Origin of the sequence: Streptomyces humi, from assembly GCF_001005085.2 — a bacterium.
In the GTDB taxonomy this organism is placed as follows: Bacteria; Actinomycetota; Actinomycetes; order Streptomycetales; family Streptomycetaceae; genus Streptomyces; species Streptomyces humi.
This window is the reverse complement of record NZ_LBMU02000021.1, coordinates 71,327-86,305: the sequence shown is the minus strand read 5'-3', so window position 1 is coordinate 86,305 and position 14,979 is coordinate 71,327. Positions and strand designations below refer to the sequence as shown.

13 protein-coding genes are annotated in these 14,979 nt (G+C 70.9%); 10 read left to right on the top strand and 3 right to left on the bottom strand.

Annotated features, from left to right (window positions below; genetic code table 11):
* The first annotated feature begins 2 nt into the window (after nt 1-2).
* The 5 genes from AAW13_RS07895 to AAW13_RS07875 all read left to right on the top strand — a co-directional run bounded on the left by AAW13_RS07895 (nt 3) and on the right by AAW13_RS07875 (nt 6,076).
* Nucleotides 3-353, top strand: coding sequence for an SsgA family sporulation/cell division regulator (locus AAW13_RS07895; RefSeq protein ID WP_046726458.1), 351 nt, complete (start codon nt 3-5; stop codon nt 351-353).
* A 223-nt stretch (nt 354-576) separates the two neighbouring features.
* Nucleotides 577-3,585 (top strand): BTAD domain-containing putative transcriptional regulator, encoded by a 3,009-nt coding sequence (locus tag AAW13_RS07890; RefSeq protein WP_046726457.1) that lies wholly within the window; start codon nt 577-579, stop codon nt 3,583-3,585.
* On the top strand, nt 3,582-4,346 hold the full coding sequence (locus AAW13_RS07885) for a prepilin peptidase (RefSeq protein ID WP_046726456.1): 765 nt from the start codon (nt 3,582-3,584) through the stop codon (nt 4,344-4,346). Before AAW13_RS07890 ends, AAW13_RS07885 begins: the two co-directional genes overlap by 4 nt.
* Nucleotides 4,347-4,419: 73 nt before the next feature.
* Nucleotides 4,420-5,619 carry a cyclic dehypoxanthinyl futalosine synthase gene (gene mqnC / locus AAW13_RS07880; RefSeq protein ID WP_046726455.1) on the top strand — a complete coding sequence of 400 codons (1,200 nt, stop codon included), beginning with the start codon at nt 4,420-4,422 and terminating at the stop codon, nt 5,617-5,619.
* Nucleotides 5,620-5,626: 7 nt separating this feature from the next.
* Nucleotides 5,627-6,076, top strand: a complete 450-nt coding sequence (locus AAW13_RS07875; RefSeq protein ID WP_046726454.1) for an imidazolonepropionase-like domain-containing protein — start codon at nt 5,627-5,629, stop codon at nt 6,074-6,076.
* 108 nt (nt 6,077-6,184) lie between these two features.
* Here the strand turns inward: AAW13_RS07875 and AAW13_RS07870 are convergent, their stop codons facing one another.
* Entirely contained in the window at nt 6,185-7,231 is a 1,047-nt protein-coding gene (locus AAW13_RS07870) for a chitinase (protein ID WP_046726453.1), read from the bottom strand.
* Nucleotides 7,232-7,620: 389 nt separating this feature from the next.
* On the opposite strand from AAW13_RS07870, the gene AAW13_RS07865 reads away from it, so the two are divergent.
* From AAW13_RS07865 to AAW13_RS07850, 4 genes are all read left to right on the top strand, one after another.
* The gene (locus AAW13_RS07865; protein WP_046726452.1) at nt 7,621-7,920 is read left to right on the top strand and encodes a hypothetical protein; all 300 of its coding nucleotides are present in this window, start codon (nt 7,621-7,623) and stop codon (nt 7,918-7,920) included.
* A 21-nt stretch (nt 7,921-7,941) separates the two neighbouring features.
* Nucleotides 7,942-10,392 (top strand): bifunctional polysaccharide deacetylase/glycosyltransferase family 2 protein, encoded by a 2,451-nt coding sequence (locus AAW13_RS07860; RefSeq protein ID WP_046726451.1) that lies wholly within the window; start codon nt 7,942-7,944, stop codon nt 10,390-10,392.
* A gap of 287 nt (nt 10,393-10,679) precedes the next feature.
* Nucleotides 10,680-11,783 carry an acyltransferase family protein gene (locus tag AAW13_RS07855; protein WP_046726536.1) on the top strand — a complete coding sequence of 368 codons (1,104 nt, stop codon included), beginning with the start codon at nt 10,680-10,682 and terminating at the stop codon, nt 11,781-11,783.
* A 24-nt stretch (nt 11,784-11,807) separates the two neighbouring features.
* On the top strand, nt 11,808-12,503 hold the full coding sequence (locus AAW13_RS07850; RefSeq protein WP_046726535.1) for a demethylmenaquinone methyltransferase: 696 nt from the start codon (nt 11,808-11,810) through the stop codon (nt 12,501-12,503).
* 114 nt (nt 12,504-12,617) lie between these two features.
* Here AAW13_RS07850 and AAW13_RS07845 read toward each other — a convergent pair whose 3' ends face one another.
* Together AAW13_RS07845 and AAW13_RS07840 are read right to left on the bottom strand one after the other, a co-directional pair.
* On the bottom strand, nt 12,618-12,926 hold the full coding sequence (locus tag AAW13_RS07845) for a PASTA domain-containing protein (RefSeq protein ID WP_071659471.1): 309 nt from the start codon (nt 12,924-12,926) through the stop codon (nt 12,618-12,620).
* A gap of 136 nt (nt 12,927-13,062) precedes the next feature.
* Nucleotides 13,063-13,587, bottom strand: coding sequence for a GNAT family N-acetyltransferase (locus tag AAW13_RS07840; protein ID WP_046726450.1), 525 nt, complete (start codon nt 13,585-13,587; stop codon nt 13,063-13,065).
* A 47-nt stretch (nt 13,588-13,634) separates the two neighbouring features.
* Here AAW13_RS07840 and AAW13_RS07835 point away from each other — a divergent pair, with 47 nt between their 5' ends.
* Nucleotides 13,635-14,969, top strand: a complete 1,335-nt coding sequence (locus tag AAW13_RS07835; RefSeq protein ID WP_046726449.1) for a geranylgeranyl reductase family protein — start codon at nt 13,635-13,637, stop codon at nt 14,967-14,969.
* The last annotated feature ends 10 nt before the right edge of the window (nt 14,970-14,979 follow it).

Here is a 14,979-nt window from a genome sequence, read left to right as displayed (position 1 = left end):
CTGTGCCCATCACCGTCGAACAGCCCACCGGCGCCCGCCTGCTCACCGCCGACGAGCAGGAGGTGGCGGTCCCCGCGACGCTCCGCTACACCTCGGCGGACCCGCAGGCGGTGCACTTCGTCTTCCCGCCCTGGATCTCCCTGGACGGCGAGGAGGTCACCTGGACCTTCGCCCGCGCCCTGCTGGAGGAGGGCCTGGCGGCGCCGGCCGCGCTCGGCAACGTCCAGGTGCGCCCCTACGGAACGGCGCGCACGGTCGTGGAGTTGAGGGCGGAGGAGGGGGTGGCCGCGATCACCTTCCCCACCTCCGCCCTGACCCGTTTCCTCCTGTCGTCCCTGCGGATCGGCGGTTGACGGAGGGGATGCGCCGGGCGGTGACGTCGTGGTGTGTGGACCCCGTGCAGGTATGTCCGGCCAATCGGGCAGGGGTTGCGGGACCGGGAGGAAGCGGGCGGCAGTTGGCCGTTCTCCCCCTTCGACGCTGTCGGTGCCAGTCAATAGGATCGTCAAGGGGACCTCGACAGACTCGTTGCGCCCCTGGCCCACTCCGTCCCCACACGACCCCAGGACACCCGCCATGGCGCGACGCAGCACATCAGGCTCGACGGGAAGACCGACGGGGAGCCCGTCGGGTCCGCGGAACCGGACCCCTCAGCCGGTGCGGATGCGTCGGCGTTCCTTCGGGGACTTCGTCAAGGCCTTCCTCGCCTTCGTGGTGCTGCTCGTCCTCGTCGTCGGCGTCCCCGGCGCCCTCGCCGTGACCGTCGGCTGGCCGCTGCCGCGCAGCGCCCCCAGCATGGACTGGCTGTCGCAGCCGATCGGCGTGGAGACGTTCCTGAACGCGCTGACCGTCATCGTCTGGCTGGCCTGGGCCCAGTTCACCGCCTGCGTGCTGGTGGAGGTCAAGGCCGCCGTCTCCGGCGTCGGCCTGCCCGGCCGCGTCCCCGGCGCCGGCCCCAGCCAGCTGCTCGCCCGCCAGCTGGTCGCCGCCCTGCTGCTGGTCGGCGCCACCGCCGCCAGCCTCACCCCGGGCCTCTCGCAGCTCGGCCACAGCCTGGAGGGCAACCAGAAGGGCACGGTCGCCGCCGCGCAGGCGACCCCCGGCATCCTCGCCCAGCAGCAGGAGCAGGCCAAGAACACCGCGGCCGCGCTCGCCGAGCAGGCCGGCCATGTCGCGGCCCAGGCCGAGCACGGCGGCACCGGCGCGCACGGCGCCACGAAGTACTACCGGATCCAGCCGCCCGAGGGCCGCCACCACGACTCCCTCTGGGAGATAGCGCAGCGCCACCTCGGCGACGGCCGCCGGTACAAGGAGATCTACGAACTCAACAAGGACCGCATCCAGCCCGACGGCTCCCGGCTCTCCGAGGCCAGTCTGATCCGCCCCGGCTGGATCATGGAGATGCCCGGTGACGCGCACGGCGGCGAACTCGTCGAGAACCCCGACGCGCACGTCTCGCCCGAGGTCCGGGAGCAGATCGGCGACTACGCGAAGACCGGCGACCACGCCCAGCAGCAGCACCAGGAGCAGCAGCACCAGGAGCAGGGCGGCGGGCAGCACGCGGACCAGGACGGCGCCACGGCCCGGATCAGCGTGCCGAGCCGGCGCCCGGCCGGTGACGCCGGCACCCCCGCGACACACGTGCAGGAGTCCGGCAGCGACTCCTCCGGTCACTCCGCCGGTCCTTCCTTCGGTCACTCCTTCGGCCTGCCCGAGGCCCTCCTCGGCTCCCCCCTGCTCGCCGCCGGCCTGCTCGCCGCCCTCGGCCGCCGGCGCCGGCAGGCCCTGTGGCAGTCGGCGCTGGGTGCCGTCGGCGGCCGGCGCGGCATGGAGCCGCCGACCCCGACCGGCGACGCCCAGGACGTGCAGGACGCGCTGCTGGTCGGCGCGGACCCGGAGGGCGTACGGCTGCTCGACCTGTCGCTCCGCGGACTGGCCGCCGCCCTCACCGCCGAGTCCCGTTCGCTGCCTGTCGTCTACGCGGCCTGGCTCAGCCACGGCGACCTCCATCTGCAACTGGCCCAGCCGGCCGGCAAACCCCCGGCGCCCTGGCAGCTCGGCCAGGACCAGACCTTCTGGACGCTGTCCCGTGCGGACGCCGAGCGCTACGAGGACACCGACGCCGCCGCGCCGTACCCCGGTCTGGTCAGCCTCGGCACCATGGACGACGCACGGCTGCTGCTCAACCTGGAGGCCGTGCCCGGCATCGTCTCGCTGAGCGGCCGGGAGGCCGACCGGGCCGCCGTGTTCGCCTCCGTCGCCGCCGAACTCGCCACCAACGGCTGGTCGGACCGGATGACCATCACGCTCGTCGGCTTCGGCGCGGACCTCACCCCGCTCGCCCCCAGCCGACTGCGCCACCTCGACGACGTGGACGCCCTGTTCGAGACGATGGAGGCCGAGACCCGGCAGCGCCGGGGCGCGCTCGGCGCGGCCGACCACCACTCGGTCCTCACCGGCCGGACCGGGCCCGCCCAGCACACCCGCTGGGCGCCGAACCTGGTCCTGCTCGCCACCCAGCCGTCCGCCGAGGACGCGGTGCGCCTGGCCGAACTCGCGGCCGACGCCGCCCGGCTGGGCATCGGCTACCTGGTCGGCACCGAGAGCGGTGACCTGCCCGGCGCCGCCTGGGCGATGGAGATCACCCCGGACGGCAGGCTCCTCGCCCCGCTGCTCGGCCTCGAACTCCAGGCCCAGCTGCTGCCCGCCGTCCAACAGCGCGCGGTCGTCGAGCTGTTCGTGGAGGCCGACCCCGAGGGCGACCCGGACGGTCCGACCAACGCCCCGCCGTTCCTGGTCGACATCAGCGAACAGGGCCGTCCCGCGGTGTACGCGCGCCTCGTCGGGCCGTACGAGATCATCGGTCTCGACAGCCCGGAGGGGGACCGCAGCGCCCTGCTCCACGAGGCCCTGGCGCTGCTCCTGCTGCACCGCGAGGGCGTGCACCCGCGCGTGCTGTCGTCCGCGCTGTGGCCGCGCGGGGTGACGGAGGACGTCCGTGACGCCCTCCTGGAACGGCTGCGCGGCTGGCTCGGCACCGACCCGGACGGCAGCCCGCGCCTGCGGACCGACGCGACCGGCCGGCTCGTGCTCGCCAAGACCGTCGTCTCCGACCTCGACGTGCTGCGCTCCCTCTACCACGAGGCCACCCAGGGCAAGGGTGTAGACAGCCGCGCGGTCCGCGGCCGGCTCCTCACCGACGCGCTCGTCCTGGTCCGCGGCCCGCTGCTCGCCGACCGAGCGGAGGGCCGCTACCGCTGGCTCACCCACGAGATCATCGACGCCCAGCTGCCGCTGCTGGTCGCCGACATCGGCCTCGCCCTGTCCGCGTTCCACCTGGAGAAGGACCGTGCGGAGAAGGCCATCGAGGCGCTCGGCGCGGCACTGAAGACCGCCCCGGCGGACGAGCGCCTGTGGAACGAGCTGCTGCGCGCCACGCACGCCACGGGCGACTCGGACCGCGTCCGTGCCCTCGCGGCCGAACTCGTCGCCCGCAGCGGCGCGCGCGGTCTGCCCCCGCGTACCGAGGCCCTTCTCGACGAACTCCTCCCGACCTGGCGCGACGGCGCCGCCGCGACGGGATGACCACCGCGCCGGACGTGGCGCTCCCGGCCGCCGCAGCCCTCTGGGGCGCGGCGGCCGGCGCCCTGCTGCCCCGCGCCGCGTACCGCTTCTCGGCACCGGCGGGAGAGCAGTGGCACAGCGAGTGCCCGGCGGGCCACCGGATCGCGGGCTGGCTGGGACCCGCCCGATGCGCACCGTGCACGCGGGACGCCGAGACCACGGACCCGCGGCACGGGAGGTACGGTTCCCGTGCCACCCCCCTCGGTCTCGCGACCGCTCTGGTCTGTACCGCGCTGGCCCTCGCCACGGGTACCCGTCCGGAGCTGGGCGTCTGGCTGCTGCTGGCCCCCGTCTGCGTGCTGCTCGCGGCCGTCGACTTCCGGGTGCAGCGCCTCCCCGACCCGCTGACCCTGCCCCTCGCGGCCGCCGCGCTCGCCCTCCTCGGGGTGGCCGCGCTGCTCCCCGAGCACGCCGGGCACTGGCTCACCTCCCTCTACGCGGCCCTCGCCCTCGGCGCCGGATATGTGGTCCTCTTCCTCATAAACCCTGGCGGCATGGGCTTCGGCGACGTCAAGCTGGCGCTCGGCACGGGTGCCGTACTCGGCTGGTACGGCTGGCCCACCGTGCTGCTCGGCACCTTCGCCGGTTTCGTCCTGGGCGCGTTGTACGGCGGCGCGCTCGTCGTCGTACGGCGGGCCGGACGCAAGACGGCGATAGCGTTCGGTCCTTTCCTGATCGCGGGGGCGTTCGCGGGACTGCTGATCGGTGCGTACACGGCCTGAGGTCGGGCGGCCGGAGGGGCTGGCGTAGGCTGGTTCGGTCCGTCCACAAGCCTTGACGAAAGGGACGCGCCCGGTGACCGAGAAGGCCGACCTTCAGTCCGTCCTCGACCGTGCCGCAGCCGGTGGGCGGATCACCCCGGAAGAGGCGCTCGCCCTCTACCGCGACGCCCCGCTGCACGCGCTGGGGGCCGCCGCCGACGCCGTGCGCCGCCGCAGGTACGCGGGCATCGAGCACATCGCGACGTACATCATCGAGCGGAACATCAACTACACGAACGTGTGCGTCACGGCGTGCAAGTTCTGCGCGTTCTACGCGGCACCCAAGGACAAGGACAAGGGCTGGACCCGCGACCTCGACGACATCCTGCGCCGCTGCGCGGAGACGGTCGAGCTCGGCGGCACCCAGATCATGTTCCAGGGCGGCCACCACCCGGACTACGGCGTCGAGTACTACGAGAAGCACTTCAAGGCGATCAAGGACGCGTTCCCGCAGCTGGTCATCCACTCCCTCGGCGCCTCCGAGGTCGAGCACATGGCCCGGATCTCCGGTGTCTCCGTCGAGGAGGCCATCACCCGCATCCACGAGGCCGGCCTGGACTCCTTCGCGGGCGCCGGCGCGGAACTGCTGCCCGCGCGCCCCCGCAAGGCCATCGCGCCCCTCAAGGAAAGCGGCGAGCGCTGGCTGGAGATCATGGAGACGGCGCACAGGCTGGGCGTCGAGTCCACCTCGACCATGCTCATGGGCACCGGCGAGACCAACGCCGAACGCATCGAGCACCTGCGGATGATCCGGGACGTCCAGGACCGCACCGGCGGTTTCCGGGCCTTCATCCCGTACACCTACCAGCCCGAGAACAACCACCTGAAGGGCCGCACGCAGGCCACGCTCTTCGAGTACCTGCGGATGATCGCGATCGCCCGGGTCTTCCTCGACAACGTCCAGCACATCCAGGGTTCCTGGCTCACCACCGGCAAGGAGGTCGGCCAGCTGTCCCTGCACTACGGCGCGGACGACCTCGGCTCGATCATGCTGGAGGAGAACGTCGTCTCCTCGGCCGGCGCCAAGCACCGCTCCAACCGCCTGGAGATCATCGACCTGATCCGCAAGGCGGACCGGGTCCCCGCGCAGCGCGCCACGACGTACGAGCACCTCGTCGTGCACGACGACCCGGCGAACGACCCGGTCGACGAGCGCGTGATGTCCCACATCTCGTCCACGGCGATCGAGGGCGGCACCGCCCACCCCGAGCTGAAGCTGCTCAGCGCCAACTGACGTCGAGGTGCTGACGATCCACGCGGCCGACGAGGTCCGCCACGACTGGGACGACGTCGGCGTCGAGGCCGGCGCCGTCGTCGTCGAGGGCGGCCGGATCGCCGCCGTCGGGACCCTGGCGGAACTGCGGGACCGCTTCCCGGCCGCCCGGCTGCGGACCTGGCCCGGCGTGCTCGGCCCGGCCCGCGTCCACGACGGCCCCCTCCCGGACGCCCCCAGCCCGCGCGAACGCGTGCACGCCGTACTGAAGCTGGGGGCGACGACGGTCCTGGAGCGGTACGCCGACTCGCCCGAGCTACGAGCGGCGGCGGACCGCAACGACGTGGCGGTGCTGCGGGGCACGCCCCGGAAACCGGCCCTCGTGGAAACGGGCCGGGCCGACCTGGCGGTGTTCGACGAGACAGGGGCGTGCATCGCGACGGTGTGCGCGGGCCGCCTGGTCCACAGGCGCAAGTAGCGAGCGTCCCTTCAGGGGCGCGAGAAACCGCACGACCAGCCCCCACTCGCAGACGACGCCACCCGCAGACGACGCCACCCGCAGCCCCCACTCACCCGCAGCCCCCACTCAGCCCGCGAACGCCTTCCCGAACGCTCCCGAACTCTGGTCGACGCCACTGCAATTGGTCGCGGCGTCATCGGATCCTGAATTCCCGCTCTCGCACTGCACGTCCCGGAACGTCGACCACATCGACACCCACGCGATGTCCTTCTCCTCAGCGAACGCCCGCACGTCCTTCGCGTCGGCCAGTGTGAGGGTCTCCCCGTCCACGTCGTTCACCCCGATCATCGAGGTCAGCGCCATCCCGCCCCACGCGTCCGCGTCCGACAGCCCGAAGACCTTCCTCAGCTGCTTCTGCGTGGCCTTCGCCGAGGTGACCGCGTAGTCGCCCATGTCCCCGTCGTAGGACTCGCCGTAGTTCATGGTCATGATGTTGACCGTCGAGACCTGCACGTCGTACTTGTTCGCGGACTCCAGCAGCGCGAGGCTGTCGGAGTCGAGCCCCGAGGGCATCACCGGCAGGGTGAAGGAGACCTCCAGGTCCGGCCGTTCCTTCTGGAGCAGCGCGATCGCCTCGGAGCGCAGGGCGACCGAGTCGGAGTCGGTCAGCGTGCTGCCCTCGATGTCGAAGTCGGCCTGGGTGGAGCCCGCGGCGTCCAGCGCGGCGCCGTACGCCGCGGCGAGTTCGGACGCGCTGGAGCAGGTCGTCGCCAGTTCCTTCCCGGAGGCCCCGCCGAAGGACACCCGGACGGTCGCGCCGCCCTCCGTCAACGCCGAGATCCGCGTCTTCACCGTCGAACTCCCTATCGCCGCCGTCCCGTTCCACTTCGGCGTACAGGTGCTGCCGCCGGCGATCACGAAGGCCAGGTTGTACGTCGACGGCGTGCCCGAGTCGTCGGTGCCGGAGGCCTCCGTCGCGCTGACGTAGGGGGCGTACGACGTGCCGGACGTCCCGGAGGAGCCGGACGCGCCCGATGTGCTCGACGCCGACGGGGTCTTCTTCGGGGGCGAGGGCGCCGCGTCCGACGTGCCGTCGGAGCCCGAGGAGCATCCCGTGACTGCCATGGCAAACAGGAGGGTAAGCCCGGCAGTCGGCCTCAGGAAACCCCGCATTACGATGCACCCGCTCTCGTGATTTGTGTCTCAGGATCGAAACAAAGCCTGATTCCAAAGGAAAACGTCTCACACGCACGCGGTGTTCAACGACTCGATCAATACATAGAAAACTCATGGAAGGAAGCGCGCGGATCGGACCAATAGGTCGGAGCAAAAGGGGTGGATAGGTGGTTTCCCCTCCCCGGTGGCCACCGCAGGTGTTCATAGAATCTCTCAGCGAAAAGACAGGTTAAGGCGTTTCTCATGGGCGCCTCACAAGAACCCCGAAGGCGGTCACATAAAGGCTCCCTAATATCTGTGGAATGCAATCCGAGCCTGCCATCGAAAGCCGCGCCGCCGGGCGCGGTCGCCGCCGCAAACAAGGCAACGGGTCTGCCGAGGGGCCCGTGTTCGTCGACTCCTCCGGACGCCGGTCCAAGGTGCTGCGCCGCGTCGGTCTTCTCCTCGGCGTCGTCTGCCTCGCCTACACGGGCGTGCTCGGCGCCGCCTTCATGGGCTGGGGCACCTCGCTCACCCCGTCCTCGCTGATCCCCGACTTCGCGCGCGGCGGCAACGCCCCCGGCGGCGAACGTCCGCAGGGCGGTATCGGCCGTCAGATCGGCGCGCCCTCCGGTAGGCCGTCGGCGCAGCCCTCGACCGCCGCCACCCCGTCCGTGTCCGTGTCCGCCTCCGCCACCGCCAACTGACCGGAACGCAGGCCTCTCCCCATGACTACACCGACGTCCTCACGCGGCCGCAGGCGCGCCCCTTCCCGTATCGAACGGGCGGCGGGCCGGGCCGCGGCGTTGCAGAAACCACGTGTCATCCTGGCTCTGCTGCTCCTGCTGGCACTGACCTGCGTGATGCTGCTCGACGGCTACCTGCGCGCAGAGGTCGGCGGAGACCAGCGGGTCCGTACCGGCGCCAGCTCCGGCAAGGTCCCCGACAAGATCCTCGACGGCGGCCCGATCCTCACCTTCCGGGGCGGCCAGGCCACCACCGTCTCCGTCCCCGCCAAGACCATCGCGCTCACCTTCGACGACGGCCCGAACCCGACCTGGACCCCGCAGGTCCTCAAGATCCTCGAGCAGTACGACGTACCGGGCACGTTCTTCCTGGTCGGTTCGATGGTGTCGCGCTACCCGGGCATCGTGAAGTCGATGGTGGAGCAGGGCAACGAGGTCGGCATCCACACCTTCACGCACGTCGACCTCTCCTACCAGAGCGACGCCCGGGTCAACCGTGAGATGCAGCAGACCCAGCTCGCGCTCGCGGGCGCGGCCGGCATCACGACGACGCTCTTCCGCGCCCCGTACTCCTCCGAGACGGACGCCATCGACAACTACAGCTGGCCGGTCTACCAGAAGCTCGGCAAGGAGGGCTACACCAGCGTCTTCGTCGACACCGACAGCGACGACTGGAAGCGGCCCGGCGTCTCGAAGATCATCAAGTGGGCCACGCCGAAGAAGAACAAGGGCGCCTCGGTGCTCTTCCACGACGCGGGCGGCGAGCGTTCGCAGACGATCAAGGCGCTGCCGACGTACATCAAGAAGATGAAGGCGAAGGGCTACACCTTCACCACCATCAGCGGTGTGGTCGAGAAGCAGGGTGCCGCAAGCCGTGAGGCCGCCGCTTCCACCGGCAGCACGAACGGCGGGACCGGCACGGGAGTCGCCGAGGCCGGCGCGCTCACCGGCACGGGGTCCGCCTCCGGTACGGGGTCCGCCTCCGGTACGGGGACGGGTACGGGCAGTGGCTCGGGCAGCCAGCCGGGCGGCACCGTGCCGAACGGCGAGAGCGCCCCGAACGGCGGGAGCGGCGGGACCGCCGGGAGCGGCGGGAGCGGCACGGGCAGCACCGTCCGGCGCCTCCAGGCCGCCCACCGTACGGCCACCGGGATGACCCTCTACGAGGGCAAGGCGCTCATCGTGGCGGTCGCGATCGCCGAATGGGCCCTGCCGGTCCTGTCCTACCTGCTGCTGGTCGTCGGCATCGCCGTGATGGGCCGCTTCGGCATGATGCTGCTCATCGCCCGCCGCCACTACAGACAGCGCAACAAACGCCGCTTCAGCTGGGGTCCGACGGTCACCGGCCCGGTCAGCGTGATCGTCCCGGCGTACAACGAGAAGGAGTGCATCGCCAACACCCTGGAGTCACTGGCGCAGAGCACCCACCCCATCGAGATCCTCGTCGTCGACGACGGTTCCACGGACGGCACCTCCGAGATCGCCCGGGCCGCCGCCGACAAGCTCGGCATGACCAACGTCCGGGTCCTCCGCCAGGAGAACGCGGGCAAGCCGGCCGCCCTCAACAACGGCGTGCGCAACGCGAGTTACGACATCGTCATCATGATGGACGGTGACACCGTGTTCGAGCCGGACGCGGTGCACCAGCTGGTGCAGCCGTTCGCCGACCCCGAGGTCGGCGCGGTCGCCGGCAACGCCAAGGTCGGCAACCGCAACACGATCATCGGCGCCTGGCAGCACATCGAGTACGTGATGGGCTTCAACCTGGACCGCCGGATGTACGACCTGCTGCGCTGCATGCCGACGATCCCCGGCGCGATCGGCGCGTTCCGCCGGGACGCGGTCCTCCAGGTCGGCGGCATGAGCGAGGACACCCTCGCCGAGGACACCGACATCACCATCGCCATGCACCGCGCGGGCTGGCGGGTCGTCTACCAGGAGCACGCCAAGGCCTGGACGGAGGCACCCGGTTCGCTCAAGCAGCTGTGGTCCCAGCGCTACCGCTGGTCGTACGGCACCATGCAGGCCCTGTGGAAGCACCGCAAGTCCCTGACGGACAAGGGTCCTTCGGGCCGCTTCGGCCGAGTGGGCATGCCCCTTGTCGTGCTCTTCCAGATCGTCACACCGGTCTTCGCCCCTCTCATCGACGTCTTCACGGTCTACTCCATGATCTTCGTCGACTTCGAGGCGGCCCTGCTGGCCTGGCTCGCCGTCCTCGGTATCCAGCTGGCCTGCGCGGCCTACGCGTTCCGCCTGGACAAGGAGCAGTACCGCTACCTCCTGATGATGCCGCTCCAGCAGCTCGCGTACCGTCAGATGATGTACCTGGTCCTCATCCACTCCTGCATCACGGCCCTCACCGGCGGCCGCCTGCGCTGGCAGAAGCTGAAGCGGACGGGCGAGGTCGGCACCCCGGCCGGGGTGAGCGGCTGATGACCTGGGACCAGCAGAACCCGTACCAGCAGAACCCGCACCCGCAGAACCCGTACCAGCCGAGCCCGTACCAGCAGGGCTACAACGGCCATGCCCACAACCCTTACACCGGCCAGCAGCAGTACGCCCAGCAGCCGTACCCCGATCACACCTACACCCCGGCACCGGACCAGACGGCCCCCCTGCCCCTGGTGGAACCAGAACCGGAGCCGCAGCCGGAGCCGCAGCCGCGGTCGGAAGCGACCGCGACCGCTGTGGGCAGGCGTTCGGCACGGCGGAACGGGCGGGTGCAGCCGGCGGCGCCGGGCACCGAGGCGACAGACGCCAAGGACACCGACCCGAATCAGCGGCCCAAGCTCCTCGCACGGGACCGCTACTTCGACACCCTCCGCGCCGTCGCCCTGATCCGCGTCGTCACCTATCACACGTTCGGGTGGGCCTGGTGCGGCATGGTGTTCCCGTCGATGGGCATCATGTTCGGCCTCGCCGGCACTCTCATGGCGAAGTCCCTGGAGCGCCCCGCGGTGAAGGTGGTCAAGAGCCGCCTGCGCCGCCTGCTGCCCCCCTTCTGGTTCTGGGGCTTCTTCGTCGTCCTCGCGATGCTGATCCACGACTGGCTGCCCGGCTGGCAGATCGTCTACTGGATCGTGCCGCTCGGCGACCCGCCGGGCAACGCGTGGGGCGAGCAGGCCTGGGAGATCCTCTGGTACCTGCGCACGTACCTCTGGTTCGTCCTCCTCTCCCCGGCCCTGCTGTGGATCTTCCGCAAGGCCCCGGTCCCGGTGCTGCTGGGCTCACTCGCCCCGATCCTGGTCCTGAACTTCGCCTGGTCCGGCCCCGACAACCGCTTCGGCAGCGCCCTGTGGGACCTGTCGACGTACCTCTTCTGCTGGATCCTCGGCTTCGCGCACCGCGACGGCGTGCTCCAGCGGATGAAGCCGGCCCTGGTGGTCGTGGGCTCGCTCGCCGCGCTCGGCTACGGCGGCTGGTACGCCTTCTCGCACCAGGCCGACTTCGGCACCTACGACCTCGACGAGAACCCCCTCGCCCAGGCCTTCTGGTCGGCCGGTTTCGTCCTGCTGCTGATGTGGGCGAAGGCCTACTTCAAGATCGACTTCGCCTGGCTGACCCGCTTCAAGAAGCTCGACCGGACGGTCACGGTCTTCAATGCCCGGGCGGTGACGATCTATCTCTGGCACGAGATCGCGCTGATCCTCGCGGTCCCGCTGATCGACCGGATGTGGGACGTGCCCGCCTTCGAGAAGTGGCTCCCGCTGGACAGCCAGTGGTTCATGTTCGGCGTCGGCTGGATCCTGATCGCGGTCTTCGTCCTGCTGTGCGGCTGGGTGGAGGACGTGGCCGGGAAGAAGAAGCCGAAGCTGCTGCCCTAGGAGCGTGCTGCAAGAATGACGGGCGTGACCCGCGCCTCCCTGAACAAGCAGCCGCACGAAGTCGCCTCGATGTTCGACGACGTGGCGGAACGGTACGACCTGACCAACGACGTGCTGTCGCTCGGCCAGGACCGGCACTGGCGGAAGGAGGTCGCCAAGGCCGTCGACGCGCGCCCCGCGCAGAAGGTCCTGGACCTGGCGGCCGGCACGGGGACCTCCTCCCAGCCGTTCGCCCGGGCCGGCGCCTATGTCGTGCCCTGCGACTTCTCGCTGGGGATGCTCCAGGTCGGCAAGAAGCGCACCGGCTGGATGCCCTTCACCGCCGGGGACGCGACGCGGCTGCCGTTCAAGGACGACACCTTCGACGCCGTGACGATCTCCTTCGGGCTGCGCAACGTCCAGGACACCGACGCGGCCCTGCGGGAGATGTACCGGGTGGCCCGGCCCGGCGGCCGGGTGGTGATCTGCGAGTTCTCGCACCCCACCTGGACCCCCTTCCGGACCGTCTACACCGAGTACCTGATGCGCGCGCTGCCGCCGGTGGCCCGCGCGGTCTCCTCCAATCCGGACGCCTACGTGTACCTCGCCGAGTCCATCCGCGCCTGGCCCGACCAGCCCGCGCTGGCCGCACGGCTGCGCGGCGCGGGCTGGTCGAAGGTGGCCTGGCGCAACCTCACCGGCGGGATCGTCGCCCTGCACCGGGGCTTCAAGGAGGCCTGAGTCCCGTCCGGGGGCCCTGGAGACCGCCTGGGTCCCGGAGGCCCCTTGGGTCCCGGAGACCCCCTGGGCCCCGGAGGCCCCTTGGGTCCCGGAGGCCTCGGACGCTTCGGGGACTCATGGGCTGCTCACCTCGAAGGCGTCCCCGGGCCGGTCCAGCTCCCGTTGCAGTCCGCCGTGCGGTGGCCGCGGGATGCGCGGCTCGCGCACGCCCCCGCCGCCCTCGCCCTCACCGAAGTCGAACCACACGTAGACCATCGAGTCCCGTGGCACCTCGGCGCCGGGCTGCGGGAACTGGCGTACGACGTAGTCGACGACCGTGAGCGAGAAGTCCGGCCGGTCCGGCGCGTTGAGGAACAGGCCCCGCGCCTGGGCGGTCTCGCGCGCGTCCACGGCCATCAGTCCGACCAGTCGCGGCACACGCACTTCGGGTGTTTTGGGCGTTATATACACAGATGTCACCCCCAGCGGTACTGGAAGGGTAACCCCCCGCTCGCGCCTGCCGGAAGCGCCAAGTGTCTTTCTGTAACAGATCGTTACTCTGAGTCACCATCCTGAGTCATCATTCTGAATCGTCATTCCGGAGGTCCAGCCGGAAACAGAGTGCCTCCTCCGCCAGCCGCGGATGCGGGTACGTCCCGGCCGGCTCCATCCCGAGGCGCCGGGTGACCGCGACGGACCGCTCGTTGCCCGGCCGCACCATCGCCACCACCTTCGGCACGCCGGCCGCCCGCAGCCGCTCCAGCGTCAGCAGCGCCGCCGCCGTCACGTATCCCTTCCCCCAGTACGCCCGCCCGAGCCGCCAGCCGATCTCGATCTCCCCCCTCGGCCCCCAGTCCGGCGCCCACGGCTGCGCACCGGTGAAGCCGATGACCTCCCCGGCCTCGTCGGTCATCGTCCACAGGCAGAAGCCGAGCTCCGCGTCGTGCCGGCGCTGGCGGGCGGTGAGCTCCTCGTAGACGGACAGCTCCGCGGACCGGCCGCCGTAGAACTCCATGACCTCCGGGTCGTCGAAGGCCCGATGCCAGGCGAACGCGTCCTCGTGCGTGGGCACACGCAGCCGTACCGCGGGGAGAGCTCGGTTCACGGGGCAGCCCTTCAGCCGGGTGATCAGTACCGCTGAATAGACTGCCCATGTCCAGTGCCCGTCGGCACGCAGATTTCGAGCCTTGGGGAGACCCTGTCGTGACCGAGCCCCTCTCCGAAAACACCGCCGATGTCATCGTCGTCGGCGCGGGGCCAGCCGGCTCCACGACGGCGTACCACCTCGCCAAGTCCGGTCTGGACGTGCTGCTCCTGGAGAAGACCGAGTTCCCGCGCGAGAAGGTGTGCGGGGACGGACTCACCCCGCGCGCCGTCAAGCAGCTGGTCGCCATGGGCATCGACATCTCCGAGGAGGCCGGCTGGCTGCGCAACAAGGGCCTGCGCATCATCGGCGGCGGCACCCGCCTCCAGCTGGACTGGCCGGATCTCGCCTCCTTCCCCGACTACGGTCTGGTCCGCAAGCGCGACGACTTCGACGAACAGCTCGCCCGCCAGGCCCAGAAGGCCGGCGCCCGGCTCTTCGAGCGCTGCAACGTCGGCGCCCCGATCGTCGACGACCGCACCGGCCGGATCACCGGCGTGCACGCCAAGCTCGGCGAGGAGAAGCGCGAAGTCACCTTCCACGCCCCCCTCGTGGTGGCCGCCGACGGCAACTCCACCCGGCTCTCCCTCGCGATGGGCCTGCACCGTCGCGAGGACCGCCCGATGGGTGTGGCCGTCCGGACCTACTTCACCTCCCCCCGTCACGACGACGACTACCTGGAGTCCTGGCTGGAACTCTGGGACCGCCGCGGCCCCCAGGACCGCCTCCTTCCCGGCTACGGCTGGATCTTCGGTATGGGCGACGGCACCTCCAACGTCGGCCTCGGCGTCCTGAACACCTCCGACTCCTTCAAGGAGCTGGACTGGCGCGAGGTCCTCAAGGCCTGGTGCGCCTCCATGCCCGAGGACTGGGGCTACACCCCCGAGAACATGACCGGCCCGATCCGCGGCGCCGCCCTCCCCATGGCCTTCAACCGCCAGCCCCACTACACCCGCGGCCTGCTCCTCGTCGGCGACGCCGGCGGCCTGGTGAACCCCTTCAACGGCGAGGGCATCGCCTACGCCATGGAGTCCGGCCAGATCGCCGCCGACGTCATCGTGCAGGCCCACGCGCGGGCCACGTCGAGTGGCCGCGAACTGGCCCTCCAGCGCTACCCGCGCGTCCTCAAGGACACCTACGGCGGCTACTACACGCTGGGCCGCGCCTTCGTGAAGCTCATCGGCAACCCGAAGGTCATGCAGATCGCCGCCCAGCGCGGCCTGACCCACCCGCTGCTGATGAAGTTCACCCTGAAGCTCCTCGCGAACCTCACCGACCCGACCGGCGGCGACGCGATGGACCGCATCATCAACGGCCTGAGCAAGGTGGCCCCGAAGGCGTGAGCACCGCTGC

Excerpts from the sequence above, each read along its gene's own strand:
- AAW13_RS07890 (WP_046726457.1), top strand. The coding sequence starts at position 577 with ATGGCGCGACGCAGCACATCAGGCTCGACGGGAAGACCGACGGGGAGC.
- AAW13_RS07885 (WP_046726456.1), top strand. The coding sequence starts at position 3,582 with ATGACCACCGCGCCGGACGTGGCGCTCCCGGCCGCCGCAGCCCTCTGG.
- AAW13_RS07870 (WP_046726453.1), bottom strand. The coding sequence starts at position 7,231 with ATGCGGGGTTTCCTGAGGCCGACTGCCGGGCTTACCCTCCTGTTTGCC.
- AAW13_RS07860 (WP_046726451.1), top strand. The coding sequence starts at position 7,942 with ATGACTACACCGACGTCCTCACGCGGCCGCAGGCGCGCCCCTTCCCGT.
- AAW13_RS07835 (WP_046726449.1), top strand. The coding sequence starts at position 13,635 with ATGTCCAGTGCCCGTCGGCACGCAGATTTCGAGCCTTGGGGAGACCCT.